The 21,847-nt window shown below is 44.5% G+C and carries 21 protein-coding genes; 19 read left to right on the top strand and 2 right to left on the bottom strand.

Annotated elements, in window-relative coordinates:
* Position 1 precedes the first annotated feature (1 nt).
* Entirely contained in the window at positions 2–169 is a 168-nt protein-coding gene (locus AC59GT_RS06230; RefSeq protein ID WP_290308891.1) for a hypothetical protein, read from the top strand.
* 4 nt (positions 170–173) lie between these two features.
* The gene (locus AC59GT_RS06225; protein WP_290308892.1) at positions 174–1,241 is read left to right on the top strand and encodes a DUF932 domain-containing protein; all 1,068 of its coding nucleotides are present in this window, start codon (positions 174–176) and stop codon (positions 1,239–1,241) included.
* 127 nt (positions 1,242–1,368) lie between these two features.
* On the opposite strand, the gene AC59GT_RS06220 is transcribed toward AC59GT_RS06225, so the two are convergent.
* On the bottom strand, positions 1,369–1,632 hold the full coding sequence (locus AC59GT_RS06220) for a hypothetical protein (RefSeq protein WP_497236818.1): 264 nt from the start codon (positions 1,630–1,632) through the stop codon (positions 1,369–1,371).
* 481 nt (positions 1,633–2,113) lie between these two features.
* Between AC59GT_RS06220 and AC59GT_RS06215 the strand changes: the two genes are divergently transcribed.
* The 8 genes from AC59GT_RS06215 (at position 2,114) to AC59GT_RS06180 (ending at position 12,422) form a co-directional block, all read left to right on the top strand.
* Entirely contained in the window at positions 2,114–2,428 is a 315-nt protein-coding gene (locus AC59GT_RS06215) for a DUF6660 family protein (protein ID WP_497236817.1), read from the top strand.
* A gap of 78 nt (positions 2,429–2,506) precedes the next feature.
* On the top strand, positions 2,507–6,883 hold the full coding sequence (locus tag AC59GT_RS06210; protein WP_497236816.1) for a CusA/CzcA family heavy metal efflux RND transporter: 4,377 nt from the start codon (positions 2,507–2,509) through the stop codon (positions 6,881–6,883).
* 3 nt (positions 6,884–6,886) lie between these two features.
* A complete protein-coding gene (locus tag AC59GT_RS06205; RefSeq protein WP_497236815.1) occupies positions 6,887–8,083 on the top strand; it encodes an efflux RND transporter periplasmic adaptor subunit in 1,197 nt (398 codons plus the stop codon).
* Between the two features lie 2 nt (positions 8,084–8,085).
* Positions 8,086–8,499, top strand: coding sequence for a Fur family transcriptional regulator (locus AC59GT_RS06200; RefSeq protein WP_290308897.1), 414 nt, complete (start codon positions 8,086–8,088; stop codon positions 8,497–8,499).
* Between the two features lie 49 nt (positions 8,500–8,548).
* Entirely contained in the window at positions 8,549–8,725 is a 177-nt protein-coding gene (locus AC59GT_RS06195; RefSeq protein ID WP_290308898.1) for a hypothetical protein, read from the top strand.
* A gap of 17 nt (positions 8,726–8,742) precedes the next feature.
* Positions 8,743–10,776, top strand: coding sequence for a heavy metal translocating P-type ATPase (locus tag AC59GT_RS06190; protein WP_290308899.1), 2,034 nt, complete (start codon positions 8,743–8,745; stop codon positions 10,774–10,776).
* Between the two features lie 24 nt (positions 10,777–10,800).
* Complete coding sequence (locus AC59GT_RS06185; protein ID WP_497236814.1) at positions 10,801–11,232, top strand: RNA polymerase sigma factor; 432 nt, start codon at positions 10,801–10,803, stop codon at positions 11,230–11,232.
* A gap of 140 nt (positions 11,233–11,372) precedes the next feature.
* Entirely contained in the window at positions 11,373–12,422 is a 1,050-nt protein-coding gene (locus AC59GT_RS06180; protein WP_497236813.1) for a hypothetical protein, read from the top strand.
* A gap of 5 nt (positions 12,423–12,427) precedes the next feature.
* Here the strand turns inward: AC59GT_RS06180 and AC59GT_RS06175 are convergent, their stop codons facing one another.
* Positions 12,428–13,147 (bottom strand): class I SAM-dependent methyltransferase, encoded by a 720-nt coding sequence (locus AC59GT_RS06175; protein WP_497236812.1) that lies wholly within the window; start codon positions 13,145–13,147, stop codon positions 12,428–12,430.
* A gap of 183 nt (positions 13,148–13,330) precedes the next feature.
* On the opposite strand from AC59GT_RS06175, the gene AC59GT_RS06170 reads away from it, so the two are divergent.
* The 9 genes from AC59GT_RS06170 (at position 13,331) to AC59GT_RS06130 (ending at position 21,846) form a co-directional block, all read left to right on the top strand.
* Complete coding sequence (locus AC59GT_RS06170; RefSeq protein WP_497236811.1) at positions 13,331–15,565, top strand: heavy metal translocating P-type ATPase; 2,235 nt, start codon at positions 13,331–13,333, stop codon at positions 15,563–15,565.
* A 17-nt stretch (positions 15,566–15,582) separates the two neighbouring features.
* Complete coding sequence (locus tag AC59GT_RS06165) at positions 15,583–15,795, top strand: heavy-metal-associated domain-containing protein (protein WP_022833741.1); 213 nt, start codon at positions 15,583–15,585, stop codon at positions 15,793–15,795.
* A 24-nt stretch (positions 15,796–15,819) separates the two neighbouring features.
* The gene (locus AC59GT_RS06160) at positions 15,820–16,383 is read left to right on the top strand and encodes a helix-turn-helix domain-containing protein (RefSeq protein ID WP_497236810.1); all 564 of its coding nucleotides are present in this window, start codon (positions 15,820–15,822) and stop codon (positions 16,381–16,383) included.
* A gap of 53 nt (positions 16,384–16,436) precedes the next feature.
* Positions 16,437–16,889, top strand: coding sequence for a DUF305 domain-containing protein (locus tag AC59GT_RS06155; protein ID WP_497236809.1), 453 nt, complete (start codon positions 16,437–16,439; stop codon positions 16,887–16,889).
* Between the two features lie 102 nt (positions 16,890–16,991).
* Positions 16,992–17,468, top strand: coding sequence for a hypothetical protein (locus AC59GT_RS06150; RefSeq protein WP_497236808.1), 477 nt, complete (start codon positions 16,992–16,994; stop codon positions 17,466–17,468).
* Between the two features lie 74 nt (positions 17,469–17,542).
* The gene (locus AC59GT_RS06145; protein ID WP_497236807.1) at positions 17,543–18,043 is read left to right on the top strand and encodes a DUF3347 domain-containing protein; all 501 of its coding nucleotides are present in this window, start codon (positions 17,543–17,545) and stop codon (positions 18,041–18,043) included.
* A gap of 76 nt (positions 18,044–18,119) precedes the next feature.
* Positions 18,120–18,716, top strand: a complete 597-nt coding sequence (locus AC59GT_RS06140) for a DUF3347 domain-containing protein (RefSeq protein WP_290308912.1) — start codon at positions 18,120–18,122, stop codon at positions 18,714–18,716.
* A 5-nt stretch (positions 18,717–18,721) separates the two neighbouring features.
* On the top strand, positions 18,722–19,189 hold the full coding sequence (locus AC59GT_RS06135) for a heme-binding domain-containing protein (RefSeq protein WP_497236806.1): 468 nt from the start codon (positions 18,722–18,724) through the stop codon (positions 19,187–19,189).
* 2 nt (positions 19,190–19,191) lie between these two features.
* Positions 19,192–21,846 (top strand): multicopper oxidase domain-containing protein, encoded by a 2,655-nt coding sequence (locus tag AC59GT_RS06130; RefSeq protein ID WP_290308914.1) that lies wholly within the window; start codon positions 19,192–19,194, stop codon positions 21,844–21,846.
* Position 21,847 lies beyond the last annotated feature (1 nt).

Below are 21,847 nucleotides of genomic sequence, written 5' to 3'. Positions count from 1 at the left end.
AATGGAAGATAAAATCTTTTTACTGGTGAAAGTCACCATAAAAACCACGCATGGCAGCATACACGATGCTATAAAGGAACTGCAAACTGAAACGGTTTTACAGGTGAGCAGCACCCCCAATGTGGAAGTATTACAAACAAAAATTATTGAACTGAATACAAAAAATTAAAGTCATGGCACATCAAATAAATTTCAATCAGAAAACAGGCAAAAACAGCTTTATGAGCGTTAAGGAAAAAGCCTGGCACGGGTTAGGGCAAATTATAGACCGTTATCCAACCAGCAGCGAAGCGATACAGCACGCGGGTTTGGATTACATCGTTGAGAAACGTCCTTTGTTTACTTATGATACTGCAAATCATTTAGGCGAGGGAAGCGACGATATCATGATCCCCGAAATAGAAGTGCCCAATTTCTTTGCAACCGTTCGGGCAGATACCGAGCAGGTTTTAGGAGTAGTCGGCAATGATTACGAAGTGGTACAAAACCGTGATGCGTTTTCGTTCTTTGATGCTATCGTTGGCGGTGGTGATGGGATTTTATACGAGACGGCAGGGGCTTTAGGTAACGGTGAACGGGTTTTTATTACTGCTAAGTTGCCCGATTATATTCGGGTGGGCGTTAAGGACTGGATAGAACAGTATTTGTTTTTAACGACTACGCACGATGGTTTAGGAAGCATTACCGCCGCTTTTACGCCGATCAGGATAGTATGCAACAATACGCTAAACGCAGCTATGAACAATCATTCGGGGGCTATAAAAATACGTCATACCGCCTCCGCCACCGAGCGCTTAAAACAGGCGCATACGCTTATGGGTATCAGCAGATCATTAAGCGGTGAAATGGAAGGCTTATTTAACCAGTGGGCGAAAGTGCGCATTACGGATGCGGAGGTTAAAAAATTGATACAGATCGCAATGGCACCTAACAAAGAGGTTTTAGAAAATTTAGCAGAGGGTAAATTAGACCTGCTATCTACACACTATACCAATATCGTTGATAACGTGTATGAGTATGCTTTAGGAAGCCAGACCCAGCAGATGGACACCACCGCAGGAACAGTATTTGGCGCATATAATAGCGTTACAGGCTATTTTCAGAATGTGCGTAGCTTCAAGAGTGAAGAAGCAAAATTTAAGTCCATTATGGACGGGACAGCCAAACAAAGGGCGCAGACCGCCTTTAATCTTTGCCGTGATTTTGCGGTATCGGGAAGCGAAGCCCTGATCTACAATTAATATTTACAAGGGGGAGCAATCCCCCTTATTTCTAAAACTCCCCGGCGGCGGGCTATCGCCCGCCCGAAGAACGCCCCCTGTTTTCGTATTGTTTGATGATCTTTGGTGAAAACAGGGGGCGCTGATCTTAAGAAGATTTAGTTAAACTCGACAAGGGTATCTCCACCGCAAATTTCATCGAATCGGAATAGAATTTTTCAGTACGCTGCATAGGCTCGCCCTTAACGAGTTTTTTTCCATCTTTAAGGATAAAATGAAATTTGGCTCCGTCAAAAATAAATATCCTGGAAGCTATAAATTCATCCGCCTGCTCCAATTCGTTGAAGTCAGTCCGGCATACGAAAAAACCATCAGGTGATTGATAAAATACTGAATAAGGCAGGTTTTGCATAGCAGTAATATTTGGTAATTGTTAAATAACGTATATTAGAAAACTATTTCAGTCAAGATAACACTTGACTTTGTGATAAGGTTTAGGTTAAAGATCCCGTGCAGCGAGTGTCCGGGATTTTTATTTTACCTCGTCTTTGCTTAGTTTATCTATCCACTTAAGCATTTTATGAATGGCATCAACGTTGCGCACTTATCAAAAATGCTTAACCGTCTTTTGTCATTGTCCGTCATCCCATTAAATTAAATCATTTTTAAAAGAAAAAGGAAAAAAAGAAAGCATAAATATTTGCCCGCGCCCGGAAAAAGGAAACGGAATAAGTCCCGAAGGGTATGGCCTGCTGAAACGAAGCGGCTATATTATGCCGTAGTCTTTTTCGGATATAAACCTGATCAAATACGCGGGCAAAGCTTTGCGGTGCTTTTTTTGATATTTCGCAGCATTTTGTTATTTAGAATTATTCTAATACATTTGCCCTTGAATGAAATACATCGCGTTCATATTCAGTATCTACTTTACGCTGCTGGCATTACTGCCCTGCCAGGACAGAGAAGATATGATCGCCAGCGTGATGCACGTAACCATTCAAAAAAGTCATGCACCGAGTGACGAAAGGGGTCAGGAAACCTGCCCGCCTTTTTGTACCTGTTCATGCTGCTCGACAGCCAGGCATCTAACAGCAACCGTAGCTATCGGCGTTTTTACAAAAACAATCGCCAGTGTATATCCTGATTACAGCACACCCGCCGTCCAGGAACAACCGATCAATATCTGGCAGCCCCCGCAAATAAGCTAATACGAAATTTCTTGATGTTTTCGCCTGCAATCAACTTTGCACGGCTTTTCCGTATTCGTATTCATTTATTACAAATTTATGTTTGACAAGATTATCGCGTTCTCTATCCGGAACAAGGTAACTATCGGGATCATGACACTGGTTTTAATACTGGTGGGCATTTATTCGGCCTACAACCTGCCGGTTGATGCGCAGCCCGATATTACCAATAACCAGGTACAGATCATTACGCAAGCCCCCAGCCTTGGGGCACAGGAAGTAGAGCAGTTCATTACCGCTCCCATAGAATTATCCATGGCCAATATCGCCGGGATCATAGAAAAACGTTCCATATCCCGTTCCGGCATATCCGTGATCACCATTGTATTTAAGGATGATGTGGATATTTATTGGGCAAGGCAGCAGGTCAATTCCCAATTGAAAGAAGCTGAAAACAGTATTCCGGCAGGCCTGGGTGAACCCTCCCTGGCACCGATCACCACCGGGCTTGGTGAAATTTACCAGTATGTGATCCATGCCAAAAAAGGCTATGAAAATAAATACACCGCTACCGACCTACGAACCATACAGGACTGGCTGGTACGTACCCAATTGGCCGGAACCGTTGGACTGGCCGAAGTCAGCGGCTGGGGCGGTTATGTTAAACAATATGAGATCGCCCTGGATAATGATAAGCTGAACTCTTTGGGTATCACTATACCGCAGGTATATGAAGCACTGCAAAAGAACAATGAAAATACCGGCGGCTCCTACATCGAGCAACAGCGCAACGCTTATTTCATCCGTGGCCTGGGACAGGTGCAAAACCTGGACGATATCCGCCGGATAGTGGTCGCCAACACCAAAGGCTCTCCCATATTGGTACGCGATATTGCCACAGTGCAATTCGGCAGCGCGACCCGTTACGGAGCGGTAACCCGCAACGGCGAAGGCGAAGTGGTCGCCGGTGTCGCCCTGATGCTCAAAGGCGAGAACTTTAGTGAAGTGATCAAAAATGTTAAAGAACGGATGGTGCAGATCCAAAAATCCCTGCCGGAAGGTGTGGTGATCGAACCATTCATTGACCGTACCGAACTGGTTGGCCGGGCCATCAATACGGTTAAACGTAATCTTTTGGAAGGCGCATTGATCGTGATATTCGTGTTGGTCCTGCTGCTGGGGAATTTACGAGCAGGTTTAGTTGTGGCTTCGGTTATCCCTTTTGCCATGCTATTCGCTTTTTCCATGATGCGGCTTTTCGGGGTATCAGGTAACCTGATGAGTTTGGGGGCAATAGATTTTGGTTTGATCGTTGACGGCGCGGTGATCATCGTCGAAAGTGTAGTTCATCACATCACCACAGGCAGCTATAAACAAAAAGGTGTAGAAAAGCTGACCACCGCGCAAATGGATGTGGAGGTTCGGGACAGTGCCAGCAAGCTGATGAAATCAGCTGCATTCGGACAGATCATCATACTGATCGTTTACCTGCCTTTGCTATCCCTGGTCGGGATCGAAGGCAAGATGTTCCGGCCAATGGCGCAGACCGTAGCGTTCGCCATTTTGGGCGCGTTTATCCTGTCGCTGACCTATGTGCCCATGGCAAGCGCCCTGTTCCTTAGTAAAAAAACTTCACACAAACGGAATATCTCAGACCGTATCATCGGGTTTTTACAGCGCATTTACCAGCGTTCTTTGATCGGCGTTTTGAAGATCAAAGTGATCACCGTAACCATTGTATTCATCGTGTTTGGTATCGCGATATGGGCGTTCAGCCGGATGGGCGGCGAATTCATCCCTACGCTGGACGAAGGCGACCTGACCGTAGAGATTTCCATGATGCAGGGCACTTCGCTCACCGAAGTGGTCAAAACGTTCGGCAAGGCAGAGAAGCTGTTAAAAGCCCAATTTCCCGAGATCAAACAGGCGGTTACCCGTATCGGCAGTTCCGAAATACCAACCGACCCTATGCCGATGGAAAAGGGCGATATGATGCTGGCCATGAAACCTAAAGGGGAATGGAAGTCCGCAAAGAACAAAGAGGAAATGATCGATAAAATGGAAGATGCGCTGTCAGCTATTCCCGGTATTAACGTCGAAATTTCGCAGCCGATGCAGATGCGTTTTAACGAACTCATGACCGGTATCCGCCAGGATGTAGCGATCAAGATCTATGGGGATGATCTCGATATCTTAGCGGTGCAAGCCGATAAACTTGCTAAACTGATCGCGCCGGTAAAAGGCGTTAGTGAACCCTATATCGAAAAAGTAAGCGGATTGCCGCAGGTACAGGTAGCTTATAACCGGGATAAAATGGCGCAGTACGGTTTAAATATCAGCGATGTGAACATGATCCTGAAAACCGCCTTTGCCGGAAGTGTGACCGGTGTGGTATTTGAAGGCGAAAAGAGGTTTGATATGGTGGTTCGCCTGAACCGTGACCTGCGGGAAAATATATCGGGTGTTGAAAACCTGCTTATTCCGCTGCCTTCGGGTAATAAAGTGCCGTTGAGCCAGGTAGCGGATATCTCTTTTAAAGATGCGCCTGCGCAGGTTTCCCGTGAAGACGGCAAAAGGCGCATTTACGTCGGTTTTAATGTAAAAGATCGTGACGTGGAATCTACCGTAAAAGAAATTCAAGCAAAACTCAACACCGCGCTTAAGTTACCTACAGGATATTACCTCACCTATGGCGGACAATTCCAGAACCTTCAAGCGGCTAAGGCAAGATTGCTGATCGCTGTCCCTGCGGCTTTGCTGTTTATCCTGGTGCTGTTATATGTAACGTTCCGTTCCATAAAAGAAAGCCTGCTGATCTTCACAGCGGTTCCCTTAGCTTCTATGGGCGGTGTGGCGGCATTACTTATTCGCGGGATGCCGTTCAGCATATCCGCAGGTGTGGGTTTTATCGCCTTGTTTGGTGTGGCCGTACTTAACGGTATCGTACTGATCGGTTACTTCAACCAATTAAAAGAAGAAGGTATGTCCAATATTTATGACCGTGTTTTAGAGGGCACCAAGACCAGGCTTCGCCCGGTACTGATGACTGCCTCCGTAGCTTCTTTAGGTTTCCTGCCGATGGCTTTATCGTCAAGTGCAGGTGCAGAAGTTCAAAGGCCGCTGGCTACTGTTGTTATCGGCGGTTTAATAACCGCGACCTTTTTAACGCTGTTTGTGCTGCCATGCCTTTACCTCTTATTCAACCGCAAAGAAGCCGGGAAGATCAAAGTGCCTAAAGCTCTGGCTACACTACTGATGGTGACCGGTTTTGGTATTTTCCAGCAAAACACCGCACAGGCACAAAGCAAGGTGCCGCTAACCTTAGATAGCGCGATCAACCAGGCCCTTAAAAACAACCTGCAGATCCGTTCGGCGGGTTTATCCATCGAGCAGGCCAGGGCATTGCAAAGATCAGGCACGGATATCCCCAAAACTGAATTAATGGTAACACAAGACCCGACCAGCGGCGGTAACATGGATAATGCGATTGGGATCACCCAAAATATTGCCTGGCCCGGCTTGTACAAAAACCAGCGCAAGTTACTGAACCAGCAAACGCTGTTGGCTGAACGCAGCGGACATTTAACACGAGCCGATATTATCCGTCAGGTACGGAGCGCCTGGTATGCTTATCTGCTGAACATGGAAACCCTGCGCATCCTGAATTATCAGGACAGCGTTTACAAAGGCTTCGTAAGAAAAGCGGAGATCAGGTTCAAAACCGGCGAAACCTCTAATTTGGAACTGATCAGCGCAAGGAATAAATACCAGGAAATTGTAGCCCTCAAAATTGGTGCGCAGGCAGATCTGCAAAGCAATGAATTGAGTTTGCAACAATTGCTTAATACTTCCGGGCCGTTGGTTATTGCTGAAAGTAATCTGCCCCTGATATTGAACCTGCCGACGGACACGATCAATGTGGCTAACAACCCGCAGGTGAATGTCGATCTTCAAAACATCGAGGTCGCCAACGCGAGGATCGCCGTTGAAAGATCAAAAGGATTGCCCGATTTGACTTTAGGCTATAACCAGCAATTGGTTATTTCAGGCTTTAATCCTGCGGGCATCAACCGGGACTATTCACCAGGAACGCGAATTGCAGGCATTCAGGTAGGTGTTGCGCTGCCCATATTCAATGGGGCAAACCGTGCGAGGATCAAATCCGAACGGCTTTCCGCCCAGGTAGCGCAGACCAATTACCAGCAGACGCGATCCCAGGTGCGCCTGCAATATGAGCAGGAAGTACAGCAATACCAAAAATTCAAACAGGCGGTTGATTATTACCGTTCAGGCGGTTTAAAACAAGCCGACGAACAGTTACGCATAGCGCAGGTATCGTTCAACCTGGGCGAGATCGGGTATATTGAATATATCCAAAATATGTCCGCAGCAGTACAGGTCAAATTAGCGTACATAGAAGCGGTGAGCCGCTTGAACCAGTCCGCCATTCAAATACAATTTATCAAAGGAGAATAAGCAATGAACATTCAAAAATATAAACTTATCACAGCTGCCTTTTTGATCGGGTTAGCCTTTGCTTCCTGTTCGGGTGATTCCGGTAAAAAGGAAACGGATAGCAAAGAGAACGCAGGCGCGCCGGAAACAGCCAAGAAAAAGGCCGACGGGCTGGAACTGACCGCGGAGCAAATGCAAACGGTTGGCATTGTAACCGGCCCAATCGCGCAAAAAAACCTGGATTCAGTCATTAAAGCTAACGGCCAATTGGCCGTGCCGCCACAAAACAAGGCTGATGTGAGCATCCTTTCAGGCGGTATCATTAACCATATCAGCGTGATCGAAGGCCAGCAGGTCAAGCGCGGGCAGTTACTGGCCACCATTAAGAACCAGGATCTTATTAAGATACAGCAGGATTATCTCGCGGCTAAAAACAATTTTACTTATGTGCAGGCAGAATATAACCGGCAAAAGCAATTGCAGGAAGCCGGTGCAGGCACGGGTAAATCTTTCCAGTCTTCCGAAGCGACCTATCATGCGGAACGCTCCCGGATCACCACTTATGAAAGCCAGCTAAGCCAGTTGGGCATTTCACCCGGCAAAATAGCGGATGGCAATATCGTTTCACAATTCCCTGTTCTTTCACCGATTGGCGGCACCGTTGGCCAGATCACCGCTAATACCGGCGCATTTGTTCAGCCCGGCACTTCTATCATGGAAGTGGTGGACAACTCCAAGATCCACTGTGACCTTACTGTATTTGAGAAAGACCTCATGCACGTTAAAGTCGGTCAAAAAGTGAGTTTCCAGTTGACCAATCAGGAAAATCAACAGATCACCGGAACGATCAATGGTATCAATAAATCGTTTGAAAATGAAAGCAAGGGTGTTACGGTTCATGCGGTCATCAATAACAAGGAGCAAAAGAACCTGATTCCCGGCATGTATGTAACGGCCCTGATCAGTACAGGCAGTAGGCTAACCTCGGCCGTTCCGGTTGATGCCGTTGTGCGTTCGGAAGGCAAGCAGTTTGTTTTTATGGTTTTATCAGAAAAAGCCAATGTTTTCAGGTTCAAAAAAGTGGAGGTATCCACCGGGGTAACAGAATTAGGCTTTATACAGATCAAACCGCTTGAAGAACTGCCATCATCCGTAAAGGTCGCCTTAAAAGGCGCATTCTATTTACAATCAAAAGCAGCCGGTGGCGCAGAGGAAGAATAGCGATGAAAGAACTGGAAAACACATTGCTGGAAAAGCAGATCAACCCAACCGCCATGCGGTTAGTGGTGCTGGATTACCTGCTGAAACAAACCAATGCCGTAAGCCTGACTGATATGGAACTCGGCCTGGAGAAAACCGACCGCGTTACACTGTACCGCAGTGTCAAAACATTTGAAGAACATGGATTGGTACACCGGATAGATGACGGTACCGGCACTACTAAATTTGCGCTCTGCCAGCCGGCTTGTACGGTTGATGGTCACCATGACCTTCACGTACATTTTTACTGTACCAATTGCAGCGAAACCCACTGTTTACCTAAGACGCAAATACCTGAAGTCAAATTGCCGGGCGGTTACGAGCGGCAGGAAACAAGTTTGCTTGTCAAGGGTTTATGCGCTGAATGCAGGAAATAATTTGCACTACGATTGCAGGGCATACCTGCTTAAATTTGAAGTATTGATCATGAATGAAGAAAAATTTGAGGGCTTTGACGATCAGCTGAAAGATCTGCGGCCCGAAGTAAAACAAAAGGCATTGGAACTGGCTGCCGGGTATCATCAGGATGGCCTGCAATCAGGTGTAGCTTTGAAAAAAGCTATTGCAGAAGCTGAACTCTGGTTTTTGGATTCAGAAGGTTAAACCGTTAAATTAAAAAAATGATGCAAAAAGAAAAGAAGAGCGGTATGGCAGAGACAACTCAGCCGGATGCCCCAATAAAAACAGGAGAAGATAAAGCCGAGGTTAACATCATAAAGGATACTGATCGCGAATTAAAATCCGAGGATGATGAGGAAGAAGATGAAACAGTTGACCTGAACAAGCCTGCTGAAGAAGAAAACTGGCTAAGCCATTGGCCGCTGCTTACCGCCTTAGCTATATTGGCCGTCATGCTAACCCTGGAATTTGGGTTTAAATTTCAGCCGGCTTTCCCGATAAATCTCATCATATTTTCCGTGGCATTTCTGCTGGCGGGTTATAATGTATTAGGTATGGCCTGGCGCAAAGCCAGACATTTCGATTTCTTCAACGAATTTTTCCTGATGAGCGTAGCCACTTTGGGGGCATTCAGTATCGGCTCCTATAGTGAAGGCGTAGCGGTTATGGTATTTTATTCTATTGGAGAATGGTTCCAGGATGCAGCAGTAAACAAAGCCAAAAAGAGCATTAAGGCCTTACTGGATATCAGGCCGGATAAAGTAACGGTGATCAGGGACGGCAAAACATTGGTTACTAACCCGAAGGAGATCAAAATTGATGAGATCATCCAGATAAAAGCAGGCGAAAAGGTAGCGCTGGATGGTGAACTTTATTCTGATGAAGCGACTTTCAATACAGCGGCGTTAACCGGCGAAAGCAAACCGGATACCAAGAGAAAAGGTGAAACCGTGCTGGCCGGGATGATCAATTTAGATAAAGTGTCGGAAGTGCAGGTTAAATCACTTTTCAAGGATAGCAAATTGAGTAAGATACTGGAAATGGTGCAGGATGCTACCGCTCGTAAATCCCAAACGCAGTTGTTTATCAGCCGCTTCGCCAAGATCTATACGCCGATTGTTTTTGCGCTTGCCTTGCTGGTTTGTTTTGCACCCTATTTATTTACCGATCCTTATAATTTCCATCAATGGTTTTACCGTGCGCTGGTATTCCTGGTGATCAGCTGCCCTTGCGCCTTGGTGGTATCTATACCGCTTGGTTATTTTGGCGGCATCGGCCTCGCCTCCCGTAACGGTATCCTGTTTAAAGGCTCCAATTTTTTAGATGTGATGACCACCATCAACACGGTTATTATGGATAAAACCGGAACATTGACCAAAGGTGTTTTTAATGTTCAGGAAGTAGTAGCTGAAGGAATTGACCAAAAAGAATTGGTAAGGATCACCGCAGCGCTCGAAAGTAATTCCACCCATCCCATTGCCAAAGCTGTAGTTATTTATGCCGGAGATACTTTGGAAGGGTTGAAAGCAAAAGATGTCGAAGAAGTATCCGGGCATGGCTTAAAGGGCACGGTCGATGGTAAAACGGTTTTAGCGGGAAATACGAAATTGCTTAAGAAATTTAATATCGCCTATCCATCCAAAGTAGATCAACTGGTGGATACGGTTGTTGTCGTCGCTGTTAACGAAAAATATGCCGGGTATCTGACCATCGCTGACGAGATCAAAGAAGATGCTAAACAGGCCATTGAGCAGATGCACAGTTTGAAAATTCAAACCATCATGCTGTCGGGTGATAAACAGGCCGTAGTTGATAAGGTGGCCAAATTATTAGGTATCGATAAAGCCTTCGGTGATCTGCTGCCTGATGGGAAAGTAGAAAAGGTACAGGAGTTTAAAAATGCGGGTAGCCGTATCGCATTTGTGGGGGATGGCGTGAATGATGCCCCGGTGGTAGCGCTGGCTGATGCCGGGATCGCAATGGGTGGTTTAGGCAGCGATGCCACCATCGAAACCGCAGATATTGTTATCCAAAATGATCAGCCCTCCAAGATCACTGCCGCCATTCAAATTGGCAGGATAACTAAGCGGATCGTATGGCAAAACATCACCATCGCGATGGTCGTCAAGGTGATTGTCCTCGTCCTTGGCGCAGGTGGTGTTGCCAATTTATGGGAGGCAGTTATTGCTGATGTCGGCGTTGCGCTTTTAGCGATCCTGAATGCGGTCAGGATACAAAAAATGAAGTTGAAATAGATCATTCATTAAACTGGTTAAGTTATGTTAATCGATACAGATGATGAAGCCTTATTAGGATTGTTGCATAACGATACCACAAGGAACGAAGCTTTTAAACAGGTACTAAACAAGTACCAGGAAAAAATATATTTTTTCCTGCGGAAAGCAGGTTTGGAACATGAGGCTGCGGATGAATTGATACAGGATGTCTTTTTAAAATTCTGGAAATTAACAACGGCAAAACAGGAAAGCGGTACCATACTTATTAAACTTTATCGCCTGTCAGCCGAAAGGCTAAACAAAAGTCATCTGGCGGGTTTGAAGGGCATAACTCAGCAAGAACGTATTATTGTCCTTTTAAAAACGCAGGAAGAGTTTGATTTTCAGGAAACAGCACAAATAACCAATATACCTGTTAAAGAGGTGAGAGACCTTTTTAAAACAGGTATCAGCAAAATAACAGATCAACTTTAAATTAGAAACTCCCCTTTTAAAGAATCTTGCGGGCTCTAAAATAAGGTCACTTTGCGGCTACTTATTTTATTTTTTGTATTTAACACTGCCCTATATCATTTAATACTTTTAAATTCCACGATTCAAAACCGTTTGACTTAATGAAAAAGCTCCTCTTCCTGATTTTACCCATATTGGCATTGTTTAGTTTGTCTTCATCTAACCTCCCTAATACTTCTATCGGAAACGGCCAGCAGCCGCAGGTAAGTGTTGACGGTAAAGGAATTGTAAGGGTTGTATTCGGGGCGGCCGATCAGATGTTTTGCGCCACTTCGACCGATCATGGCACATCTTTTGGCAAACCGCTGTTGGTTGCCAAACTTCCGGAAATGCACCTGGGGATGTCGAGGAGCCCACAGTTCGCCAGCTCTAAGCATTACTCGGTGATCACTGCGATGGACAAAACCGGAAATATTCACTGGTATCAGCTCAATCATGCTACTGCCAAATGGAAATATATGGGTATGGTTAATGACCTGAAAGGTTCAGCGCCCGAGGGGCTGATGAATATCGCTGCGGACGATAAGGATAATTTCTATGCGGTTTGGCTGGATACCAGGACTGGCAAGCAGAATCAGATCTATTTTTCATCTTTGAAAGATAATACGCAAAAGTGGTCAAAAAACATCATGGCTTATCAGTCACCCGACCAGCATGTATGTGAATGTTGCAGGCCAAGCATTGCCGTTAAAGGAACAAGTGTCGCGCTGATGTTCAGGAACTGGTTGAATGGTTCAAGAGACCTTTACGTAACCCGCTCATCCGATCAGGGAAAAACTTTTTCTCCGGCAATCAAGATGGGAATGGGCACCTGGAAACTGAACGGCTGCCCGATGGATGGCGGCGGCCTGCGTATTAGCCCGTCAAATGCTGTACAGACTGTATGGCAGCGCAAGGGAGATATCTATTACGCCACTCCGGGTGATCCTGAAACTTATGTAGCAGCAGGGCGAACATGCAGCATCGCCGGCAACGGCACAAATCCATTGATCACCTACCAAACCGGTGATACCCTGAATGTTGTTAAATTCCCTCTAAAAACCTCAAAGATGATCGGTATCGGTGGCTTTTTAAAAGCGGCCCAGCTTAATGCCTACACCAGTTTCTTTGTTTGGGAACAGGACAAGCAAATCAAATATTTGAAAATGTAGTCTTCTTAAACTTTACGGAAATATGCATGATTATATTGATTTCCCCAGAGGCATACGATTTTTTCCGGTTTGTCGGCGAAGAACTCATCATAAGCTAATTTGACACCGGGGTTAATATCAAGCCCTTCCGCTCCCTTTTCTGCATCGAAATAGTCCATCATGATACAAACAGCATTTTTAGACATCCGAGGATAAATGCTTTCAAAACAATGCAGCATCACCGCCTTATGCTCCATTTTATCCCCGCCGAAACCGCAGTCGATATGTACAAAAGCAATTTCTGAAGGCAATTCATCTGGTAAGGTCGTTTTAAAATCTCCTTTATGAACAAATGGCTGTTTTAATTTTGCTTTGTTAAAATTTGACTTAAGTTCATCTTCAACGCTTCCCTTCACCGTGAATGTGGCAAAAAAACTATCATAGAGATGTAATTGCTTTTCAGAACCATTAAGCTCTATCACCTTCTCAAAAATAAGCGCGCATTGCCCTGTAAAACAGCCCAATTCAACCACATCCCCCGGAACTCCGTTGAAAATAACTGAATCCAGTAAATGGTAGTAGTTAATGCCCTGCTCGGGGATATTCATATCTATGTTGGTGTCCAGTTGTTTAACCTGATACCCTGTACGCATGAATCGCAAGCCTTTATTTACAAACTCAATTAACGCGGAGCGTTTTTTTTCATTTACGGCATAAGGTTTTTTAACAAGGAAATAATTGTCCATAAATTAAAGGTTTAAATAGTGTGTTTAGACATTAGTTTATACTATCAACTAATATTCAATGATAAGGATTTTGTTTTAATAAATCCAGAAACGCAACGCTACGTTATTCTATAAATCTTAGACAGAATCCTGTAATTTTCAAAGCCGGAACCGGAGGTAAATTTGTGCAGTTAAACAAAAGATATGCCAGCACTACATTTACATACCCTTACTTTTCCTGTTACCGGCATGACCTGTGCGGCATGTGCCGCCAGTGTTGAATCGATGATCGGCGCTCAAAAAGGCGTTGAAAAGGCTGAGGTAAATTATGCTACCCAATCGGTGAAGGTTGCCTTTCATCCCGAAATTGTTCAGCCCGCCGCTTTACAGCAATCCGTTCAATCGGTAGGTTATGACCTGATCATTGATACGGTGAAAGGTAAAGAAATACAAACGGAAGCGCAGCAAAGTCATTACCAGCAGTTAAAGAGAAATATTACCTGGGCCACTATTTTAACGATTCCCGTGGTACTGATCGGAATGGTTTTTATGAATATGCCGTTTGCCAATTATATCATGATGGCACTAACCGCCCCCGTGCTTTTTGTTGCCGGGAAAAGCTTTTTTCTCGGCGCTTTTAAGCAAGGCAAACATGGCCGTGCTAATATGGATACGCTGGTGGCCATGAGTACGGGCATTGCCTTTCTATTCAGTGTTTTTAATACGATCTACCCTGAGTTCTGGCACCGTCAGGGATTGCACCCGCATGTTTATTTTGAAGCGGCTTCTGTCGTGATCGTCTTTATCATGCTTGGGAAGCTGTTAGAAGAAAAAGCAAAATCAAATACTTCATCTGCGATCAGGAAATTAATAGGGCTGCAACCTAAAACTGTACTACTGATTACCGCGCAGGGAGAAATTGAAACCGCCATTGCTGATGTGCAGATCGGCGACCAAGTGTTAGTTCGTCCGGGGGACAAGATTCCCGTTGACGGATTAGTCTACCAAGGCAATTCCTTTGTGGATGAAAGCATGATCAGCGGTGAACCTGTCGCGGTAGAGAAAAAGACAGGCGATCCCGTTTTTGCGGGTACATTGAACCAAAAAGGGAGTTTCCGTTTCAAAGCGGAAAAGGTTGGAAGCGATACTATGCTGGCCCAGATCATCCAATTGGTGCAAGATGCGCAAGGCTCTAAAGCACCCGTACAAAAATTAGTAGACAAGATAGCGGGAATTTTTGTGCCTGTTGTGATCCTAATTGCCCTATTAAGCTTAAGTGCCTGGCTGATATTTGGCGGGCAACATGCCTTAACACAAGGCTTACTGGCTATGGTTACAGTATTGGTTATCGCCTGTCCATGCGCATTAGGGCTTGCTACGCCTACAGCTATTATGGTGGGCATTGGCAAGGGTGCCGAAAACGGTATTTTAATCAAAGATGCGGAAGGGCTGGAATTGGGCCATAAAGTAGATACGGTCGTATTGGATAAGACCGGAACGATCACCCAGGGAAAACCCGCAGTTACGGACCTGCATTGGGCAAAGTCCCTTCCCGGCAGTCAAAGTCAATTACATGCTTTATTTTTGGCGATAGAACAACAATCAGAACATCCTTTGGCGGATGCCCTCGTAGCTTACCTAAAACCCGGCAATGAAGCTTTAGTGAAAGTAAGCGCATTTAATAGTTTAACCGGACGCGGTGTTGAGGCAATCTTTGACGGACAAATTTATTTTGCCGGAAGCCATAGGCTGATTGCAGAAAAGAACATAGTTATACCGCAAGAGTTAAACGACCCTGTCAATGCCTATTTAAACCAGGCAAAAACGGTCATCTACTTTGCCAGTCAAACACAGGTACTGGCCATTGCGGCTATCAATGACCCGATTAAAACAGGTTCGGCAGCAGCCGTCAGTCAGTTGAAAAAACAAGGGATTTCGGTTTATATGTTAACCGGGGACAATGCCCAAACCGCAGCCGCTATCGCCAGGGAAGCGGGTATCGCCCATTTTCAGGCGGATACCATGCCAACAGATAAAGCAAATTTTGTTAAAAAACTACAGGCTGAAGGCAAGATCGTAGCGATGATCGGTGACGGAATTAACGACAGCCAGGCCTTAGCGCAGGCTGATGTCAGTATAGCCATGGGCAAGGGTTCAGATATCGCGATGGATGTAGCTAAGATTACCCTGGTTTCCTCAGACCTGCAGCAGGTACCCAAAGCATTAAGACTTTCTAAACTGACGGTCCGCACCATCCGTCAAAACCTGTTCTGGGCATTTATTTACAACTTGATCGGCATCCCCATCGCGGCTGGTATATTATATCCCTTCAATGGCTTTTTACTAAATCCGATGATCGCTGGCGCGGCGATGGCTTTAAGTTCGGTATCGGTGGTCAGCAACAGCCTGAGACTGAAATTTTCAAAACTTAATCTTTAATTTAAAAATCAAAAAACATGGAAACTTTAAAATTCAAAACCAATATCAAATGTGGTGGATGTGTTGCAACGGTTACACCAGCACTTAATACACTGGAGGGTGTTAGCAAATGGGATGTAGATACCACGAACCCGGATAAGATCCTTACTGTGCAATCCGGCGACGGACTAACAGCAAGCGAGGTTATCAGCGCTTTAAAAATCAAAGGCTATCATGCTGAAAAAATTTAACCGTATTTTTGCTTATGTAACCTCATGATATTACATATTAAAAATATGGTTTGTGACCGCTGCATTATGGTGGTCAGGCAGCAGTTGCAAAATATCGGGCTGAACGTTGGCGAAGTGAGCTTAGGCACCGCTACTGTTCAGCCCGAACCGGATAGCGATCAATTGAGCCAGATCTCATCACAGCTTAAATTACTCGGCTTTGAATTACTGGACAATCAAAAAGATCAAATGGTAGAGCGAATCAAACGCCTCATCATCGAAAAGGTTCATCATAGTGACCTTGCTGACACCCATTTGAATTTTTCTCAATACCTGTCTGATGGCCTGCGCAAGGATTACGCTTATCTCAGCCGGATGTTTTCTGAAGCAGAAGATACAACTATCGAAAAATTCATTATTCAGCAGAAGATCGAAAAGGTAAAAGAGTTGCTGGAATATGGACAACTGAATTTAAACGAGATCACCTGGAAGATGGGTTATAGCAGCAGTGCTCATTTATCTGCCCAATTTAAAGCCGTCACCGGATTAACGCCCAGTCAATTCAAAGCTTCTGAAAAAATGGGTAGAAAAGCTATCGATAAAATTTAAGCGATACCGAAACAAAGGCATTATTGAAAGGGTTAGTTTATAAAGACTTAACTATGGAAAAGGGGAACTACAAAACATTTGCTTTGATGCTGATATTGTCATTTGTTATCATGTATGGCGTTATGTTTTTGAATGTCGATCAGGCCGATCATGTTTATTTAAGTATGACGCGCTTTTATATGACGCTAATGATGGTAGCCGCTATGGCCTTATTGATGTTAGCAATGATGCGAATGATGTATAAGAACCGCAAACTGAATGTGGTTATCATTTTATCCAGTACGGCGGCCTTTGTTCTTTCACTTGTAGGCGTGCGAACCCAAACATTTGTTGGTGATGTTCAATACATGAAAGGGATGATTCCGCACCATTCGATCGCTATTATGACCAGTAAGCATGCAAATATTAAAGATCCAGAGGTAAGAGAACTTGCTGACGGTATCATTAAAACGCAGGAAAAAGAGATTGCGCAGATGAAAGCTATTTTAGCAAGAATGAAAAAATAGTTGCAGATACGTATTCGCTTCAGATTCCACAATAGGGTATAAATTTAAAACGTAATTATGTAAAACAATTTGACAACCTGTTGTTTAACTTTGTAGTTGAAAATGAAAAGTAAAGCACTTTTATTATTATTTATATTCCTGCTAAATACGGTTACCGGATTTGCATGTGCTTTACGTATGTCTATCCATGAGCATGATGAAGCGACAGAACACCACCACGATGGAAACGGAGGTAAGGAACAACATCATGACGAAACAACTGAACACCATCACGAAGCTGGTGAGCGAGAAATAAAGGCTACTGTTAGTGATCAGTTACCGCTGTACAACCAAACGTCGATAGCTCAAAATGACCATTGTTGCAAGGATGCGGTCAATAGCTTTAATACATTAGCTAAAGTAACTCCCCAATCAGCTCAAATTATCTTACTGGCTCCCTTTACTTTTATAGGGGCTTATTATCAATTCTTTTTAAAGCCCGTAACAGTTAGTCAATCGACCCGATTGGCGTTAGTTGACGGGCGACGACGGCCTCCTCCATATCCTATTCGCGTCGCGTTACAAAGTTTTCAGATTTGATTAATTGATAGAACATCAGCACTACATGGCCTCGCCATGTGCCAATTTTTTCTATTACGTTAATTAATTAAATCATGAAAAAAATATTTTTATTGGTTGCGTTGATCGCAACTGCTTCTACACAACTGCTTTTTTCGCAGGATACAAAATCAACTGCACTTACCACTTTAGTAACATCTTATTACAACATTAAAGATGCTTTGGTCAAATCAAACAGTGCTGATGCGGCTGCATACGCAGGAGAATTTCTAAAGGCTGTTAATGGTGTTGATATGAAATCGCTGCCAGAACCGGATATTACCGTGTTTATGGCGGCACAGGAAAAACTGGCTTTCGATGCCAGGCATATTTCTGAAAGCAAGGACATTGCACATCAGCGTGAGCATTTCGCCAATTTTTCAGTTAACTTTTTCAAACTGGCCAAGGCTGTAAAATTAACGGATAAACCTGTTTATTATGCCTATTGCCCAATGAAAAAGAGTTATTGGTTAGCTTCGGAGGATGTAATCAAAAACCCTTACTATGGTAGCCAAATGCTTACTTGCGGTAAGGTCACTGAAACCCTGAATAAATAAGCTAACTAAATTCTTAAAGATTTGATTTCCCTGCGCGGCGACTTGCGCAGGGCGATCCGTAATTTATAATCATCCTATGAAAAATCTAATCATTATTTCAGTGACCTGCCTGGCTTCATTTTCAATGGTAGCCTGCAATAACACGAATAAATCAGCATCCAACAGCTCCAAAGATTCGACTGGAACAAATTCAGCCGGTACATCTAACCCGGCAAAAAGTGGTTTGGATTCAAAAACGACCGCTGCTGTAAAGGAAATGGTAGGAAACTACCTTGATTTAAAAAACGCACTGGCCAAAGATAACAGCACCGATGCCGCAACTTCCGGGAAAGCTTTATCCGAAGGCTTTATGAAATTCGACCAGTCCGCATTAACATCAACTCAAAAAAAATCATTTACCGATATAGCTGATGATGCAAAAGAAATGGCAGAGCATATCGGGATGAGCGCCGGGAAGCTACCCCACCAGCGCGAACACTTTGATATGTTGAGCAAGGATATGATTGACTTTGTTAAATTATTTAGTGCCGGACAGGGTTTATATGTTGATCACTGCCCGATGTATAATAATAATAAAGGTGCGGACTGGATAAGCGAAACCAAAGACATCAAAAACCCTTACCTCGGCACCAAAATGCCCACCTGCGGTTCGGTCAAAGAGGAATTAAAATAGGAACTATGAAACGGATCGTAAAAATTACCGGTATGGTATTGGTAACCGTTGTGGTCATTATCCAATTAGTCCCCCGTGATCATAATGATAAAGGAACTAAACCAGTGAACGACATTGCACAGGTAATTTCCGTTCCCGAAAATGTTGGCGTTATACTCAAAAGATCATGTTATGATTGCCACAGCAACCACACGGATTATCCCTGGTATGCGAAGCTTCAGCCATTTCGGTTGATGCTTGACAGGCACATCAGGGGCGGTAAAGCAGAGCTTAATTTCAACGAGTTCGGAACCTATTCTTCCAGGAAACAAAGGAGCAGATTAAGGGCCATTGGTGAAAGCCTGGAAGAAGGCTCGATGCCTTTATCTTCTTACACCTTTATCCATAAGAACGCTATTCTTTCAAAGGATGATAAAGCAACATTAATGAACTGGGTTAAAATTGCAGGCGACAGCCTTTTACAAAAAAATTAAAGATGAAAAAAATACTATTTGTGGCAATGATGCTTTGTTTAAAGCAGTTCGTATTTGCTCAAAACGACATGCAAAATATGGCCGGTATGCAAAAGCAGCCAGCTGTTACTTATACCTGTACGATGCACCCGGAAATCCATGCATCCAAGCCGGGTAATTGCCCTAAGTGCGGCATGAAGCTGGTCAAGGAAAAACCAAAAGCCCTGCCGAAAAAAGCCCCAGCAAAAAAAACAGGCGGCATGGATGGGATGAAGATGGACGGTATGAAAATGGATCAGGATAAGCCCGAGACCAGAAAGCCGAATGATATGCAAATGCCCAAAGATGACGGTAAAAAAGCCGATAATATGGGTGGAATGAAAATGGATGGTATGAGCATGGGTGACGCTAAGGAGGCGGTCAATGACATGAAAAACGCAAAAGCAAAATTAGGCCCGATTAATACACTGGTCAGTATTGCGCCGCCCCGCACCGTTCGTTATGATCTTTACATTGCAGACACCCTTGTCAACTACGGCGGGAAGCCAAAAAGGGCAATAGCCGTTAACGGCAGCATCCCAATGCCGACCCTGACTTTTACCGAAGGCGATACCGCCGAGATCTATGTGCATAATAAATTGAAAGAAGAAACGTCCCTGCACTGGCACGGGCTTTATTTGCCCAACCGCTACGATGGCGTGCCTAATCTGACACAGATGCCGATCAAGCCGGGCGAAACCCATTTATATAAATTCCCGATCAAACAACATGGTACCCATTGGTACCATAGCCACACAGGCTTGCAGGAACAGATCGGGATGTACGGTGCTTTTATTATGAACAAGCGTAAGGAATGGGATATCCCAACCCTGCCTGTGGTGCTTAGCGAATGGACAAACATGAACCCCAAAGAGGTTGATCGTAGTTTACACGCAGCATCCGACTGGTTCGCTATACAAAAAGGTACAACACAAAGTTATGCGGAGGCGATTGCTTCCGGCCATTTCAAAACAAAGGTTACCAATGAATGGAAACGCATGAACGCGATGGATGTCAGCGATGTTTATTACGATAAATTTCTGATCAATGGAAAAAATCAAAACGAGCAGCCGCAATATAAAGCCGGTGATAAAGTAAGGTTGCGAATCGCCAATGGCGGCGCTACCTCTTACTTCTGGCTCAAATATGCAGGAGGTAAAGTTATCGTAGTGGCTACTGACGGCAATGACGTTGAACCTGTTGAAGTTGACCGGCTGATCATCGCCCCATCCGAAACCTATGACGTGGTAGTCACAGTTCCTGAAAATAAAAGCTATGAGTTTTTGGTAACACCTGAAGACCGCACCAAATCAGCCTCCCTTTGGTTAGGCAGCGGCCAAAAAATTTATGCCGGAAAAATGCCGAAACTGAAATATTTCGCCGGGATGAAGATGATGAACGACATGATGGATATGAGCGGCAACATGGTTCAAATGGATGGCATGAAAATGCAAAACCAAACGATGGACATGAACACCGTGATGTATCCGGAAATAACCGGAGCTGACAAACCCCAGGCGGATGATAAAAAACCCGCCATGCCGGGTATGCAGATGCCTAATGACAAAAGCATGGCAGGCATGAATATGGCTGATGACAATTCGGACATTGTGACCCTAAATTACGGGATGCTGCGTGACCCTCATCATACTACCTTACCAAAAGGGCCGATGCGGGAATTGAAGTTTGATCTGACAGGTAATATGAACCGGTATGTATGGACGATGGATAACAAAACGGTATCAGAATCGGACAGGATCTTGATCAAAAAAGGTGAAAATCTGCGCATCATCCTATACAATAACAGCATGATGCGACACCCGATGCACCTGCATGGTCACGATTTTAGGGTAATTAACGGGCAGGGTGAAAACGCGCCGATGAAGAACGTAGTAGATATCATGCCAATGGAACGGGATACGATTGAATTCAATGCTTCAGAACCTGGCGGCGATTGGTTTTTTCATTGCCATATACTCTACCATATGATGAGCGGTATGGGAAGGATATTCAGCTATGAAAACTCTGCGCCAAATCCGGAAATCCCTGATCCAAAGCTGGCACAACGAATGCTGAACCGTGATGATCAAATGCCGCATTTTATGGGCAAACTTGGTTTAGAAAGCAATGGCAGCGATGCACAATTCATGCTCTCCAATACCCGGTGGAAAGCCAGTACCATGTGGCATTTAGGCACTGATGCTACCATGGGTTATGAAAGTGAAACCATGATTGGGCGTTATATTGGCAGAATGCAATGGTTATACCCTTACATAGGTTTTGACTACCACTACAAGAAATTTGACCCTAATGAAAAAAATATATTTGGTAGTGATGCTAAAAACCTTTTCGGACAGGTGAGCAATAAGGATAACAGGCATACGGTCGTCGCGGGTCTGGCTTATACTTTGCCGATGCTTTTTGTGGCCGATGCGCGTATTGATGGAGACGGTAAATTGCGCTTCCAGTTAGGCCGGGATGATATACCTGTTACCAGCCGCCTGCGCTTTAACATCATGGTGAATACTGACAAGGAGTATGCCGCTGGTCTTCGATATATTGTTACCAAATACTTCTCCTTATCAACACATTACGATAGCGATATGGGCCTGGGTGGCGGATTAACACTCACTTATTAAA

The organism is Mucilaginibacter sp. 320_HR, from assembly GCF_059691875.1.
The sequence above is the reverse complement of the archived record's forward strand: the minus strand, read 5'-3'. Positions and strand labels throughout refer to the sequence as shown.

Bases quoted from the DNA above. Each gene is read 5' to 3' on its own strand.
- AC59GT_RS06230 (WP_290308891.1), top strand. From the start codon at position 2: ATGGAAGATAAAATCTTTTTACTGGTGAAAGTCACCATAAAAACCACG.
- AC59GT_RS06225 (WP_290308892.1), top strand. From the start codon at position 174: ATGGCACATCAAATAAATTTCAATCAGAAAACAGGCAAAAACAGCTTT.
- AC59GT_RS06220 (WP_497236818.1), bottom strand. From the start codon at position 1,632: ATGCAAAACCTGCCTTATTCAGTATTTTATCAATCACCTGATGGTTTT.
- AC59GT_RS06215 (WP_497236817.1), top strand. From the start codon at position 2,114: ATGAAATACATCGCGTTCATATTCAGTATCTACTTTACGCTGCTGGCA.
- AC59GT_RS06210 (WP_497236816.1), top strand. From the start codon at position 2,507: ATGTTTGACAAGATTATCGCGTTCTCTATCCGGAACAAGGTAACTATC.
- AC59GT_RS06205 (WP_497236815.1), top strand. From the start codon at position 6,887: ATGAACATTCAAAAATATAAACTTATCACAGCTGCCTTTTTGATCGGG.
- AC59GT_RS06200 (WP_290308897.1), top strand. From the start codon at position 8,086: ATGAAAGAACTGGAAAACACATTGCTGGAAAAGCAGATCAACCCAACC.
- AC59GT_RS06195 (WP_290308898.1), top strand. From the start codon at position 8,549: ATGAATGAAGAAAAATTTGAGGGCTTTGACGATCAGCTGAAAGATCTG.
- AC59GT_RS06190 (WP_290308899.1), top strand. From the start codon at position 8,743: ATGATGCAAAAAGAAAAGAAGAGCGGTATGGCAGAGACAACTCAGCCG.
- AC59GT_RS06185 (WP_497236814.1), top strand. From the start codon at position 10,801: ATGTTAATCGATACAGATGATGAAGCCTTATTAGGATTGTTGCATAAC.
- AC59GT_RS06180 (WP_497236813.1), top strand. From the start codon at position 11,373: ATGAAAAAGCTCCTCTTCCTGATTTTACCCATATTGGCATTGTTTAGT.
- AC59GT_RS06175 (WP_497236812.1), bottom strand. From the start codon at position 13,147: ATGGACAATTATTTCCTTGTTAAAAAACCTTATGCCGTAAATGAAAAA.
- AC59GT_RS06170 (WP_497236811.1), top strand. From the start codon at position 13,331: ATGCCAGCACTACATTTACATACCCTTACTTTTCCTGTTACCGGCATG.
- AC59GT_RS06165 (WP_022833741.1), top strand. From the start codon at position 15,583: ATGGAAACTTTAAAATTCAAAACCAATATCAAATGTGGTGGATGTGTT.
- AC59GT_RS06160 (WP_497236810.1), top strand. From the start codon at position 15,820: ATGATATTACATATTAAAAATATGGTTTGTGACCGCTGCATTATGGTG.
- AC59GT_RS06155 (WP_497236809.1), top strand. From the start codon at position 16,437: ATGGAAAAGGGGAACTACAAAACATTTGCTTTGATGCTGATATTGTCA.
- AC59GT_RS06150 (WP_497236808.1), top strand. From the start codon at position 16,992: ATGAAAAGTAAAGCACTTTTATTATTATTTATATTCCTGCTAAATACG.
- AC59GT_RS06145 (WP_497236807.1), top strand. From the start codon at position 17,543: ATGAAAAAAATATTTTTATTGGTTGCGTTGATCGCAACTGCTTCTACA.
- AC59GT_RS06140 (WP_290308912.1), top strand. From the start codon at position 18,120: ATGAAAAATCTAATCATTATTTCAGTGACCTGCCTGGCTTCATTTTCA.
- AC59GT_RS06135 (WP_497236806.1), top strand. From the start codon at position 18,722: ATGAAACGGATCGTAAAAATTACCGGTATGGTATTGGTAACCGTTGTG.
- AC59GT_RS06130 (WP_290308914.1), top strand. From the start codon at position 19,192: ATGAAAAAAATACTATTTGTGGCAATGATGCTTTGTTTAAAGCAGTTC.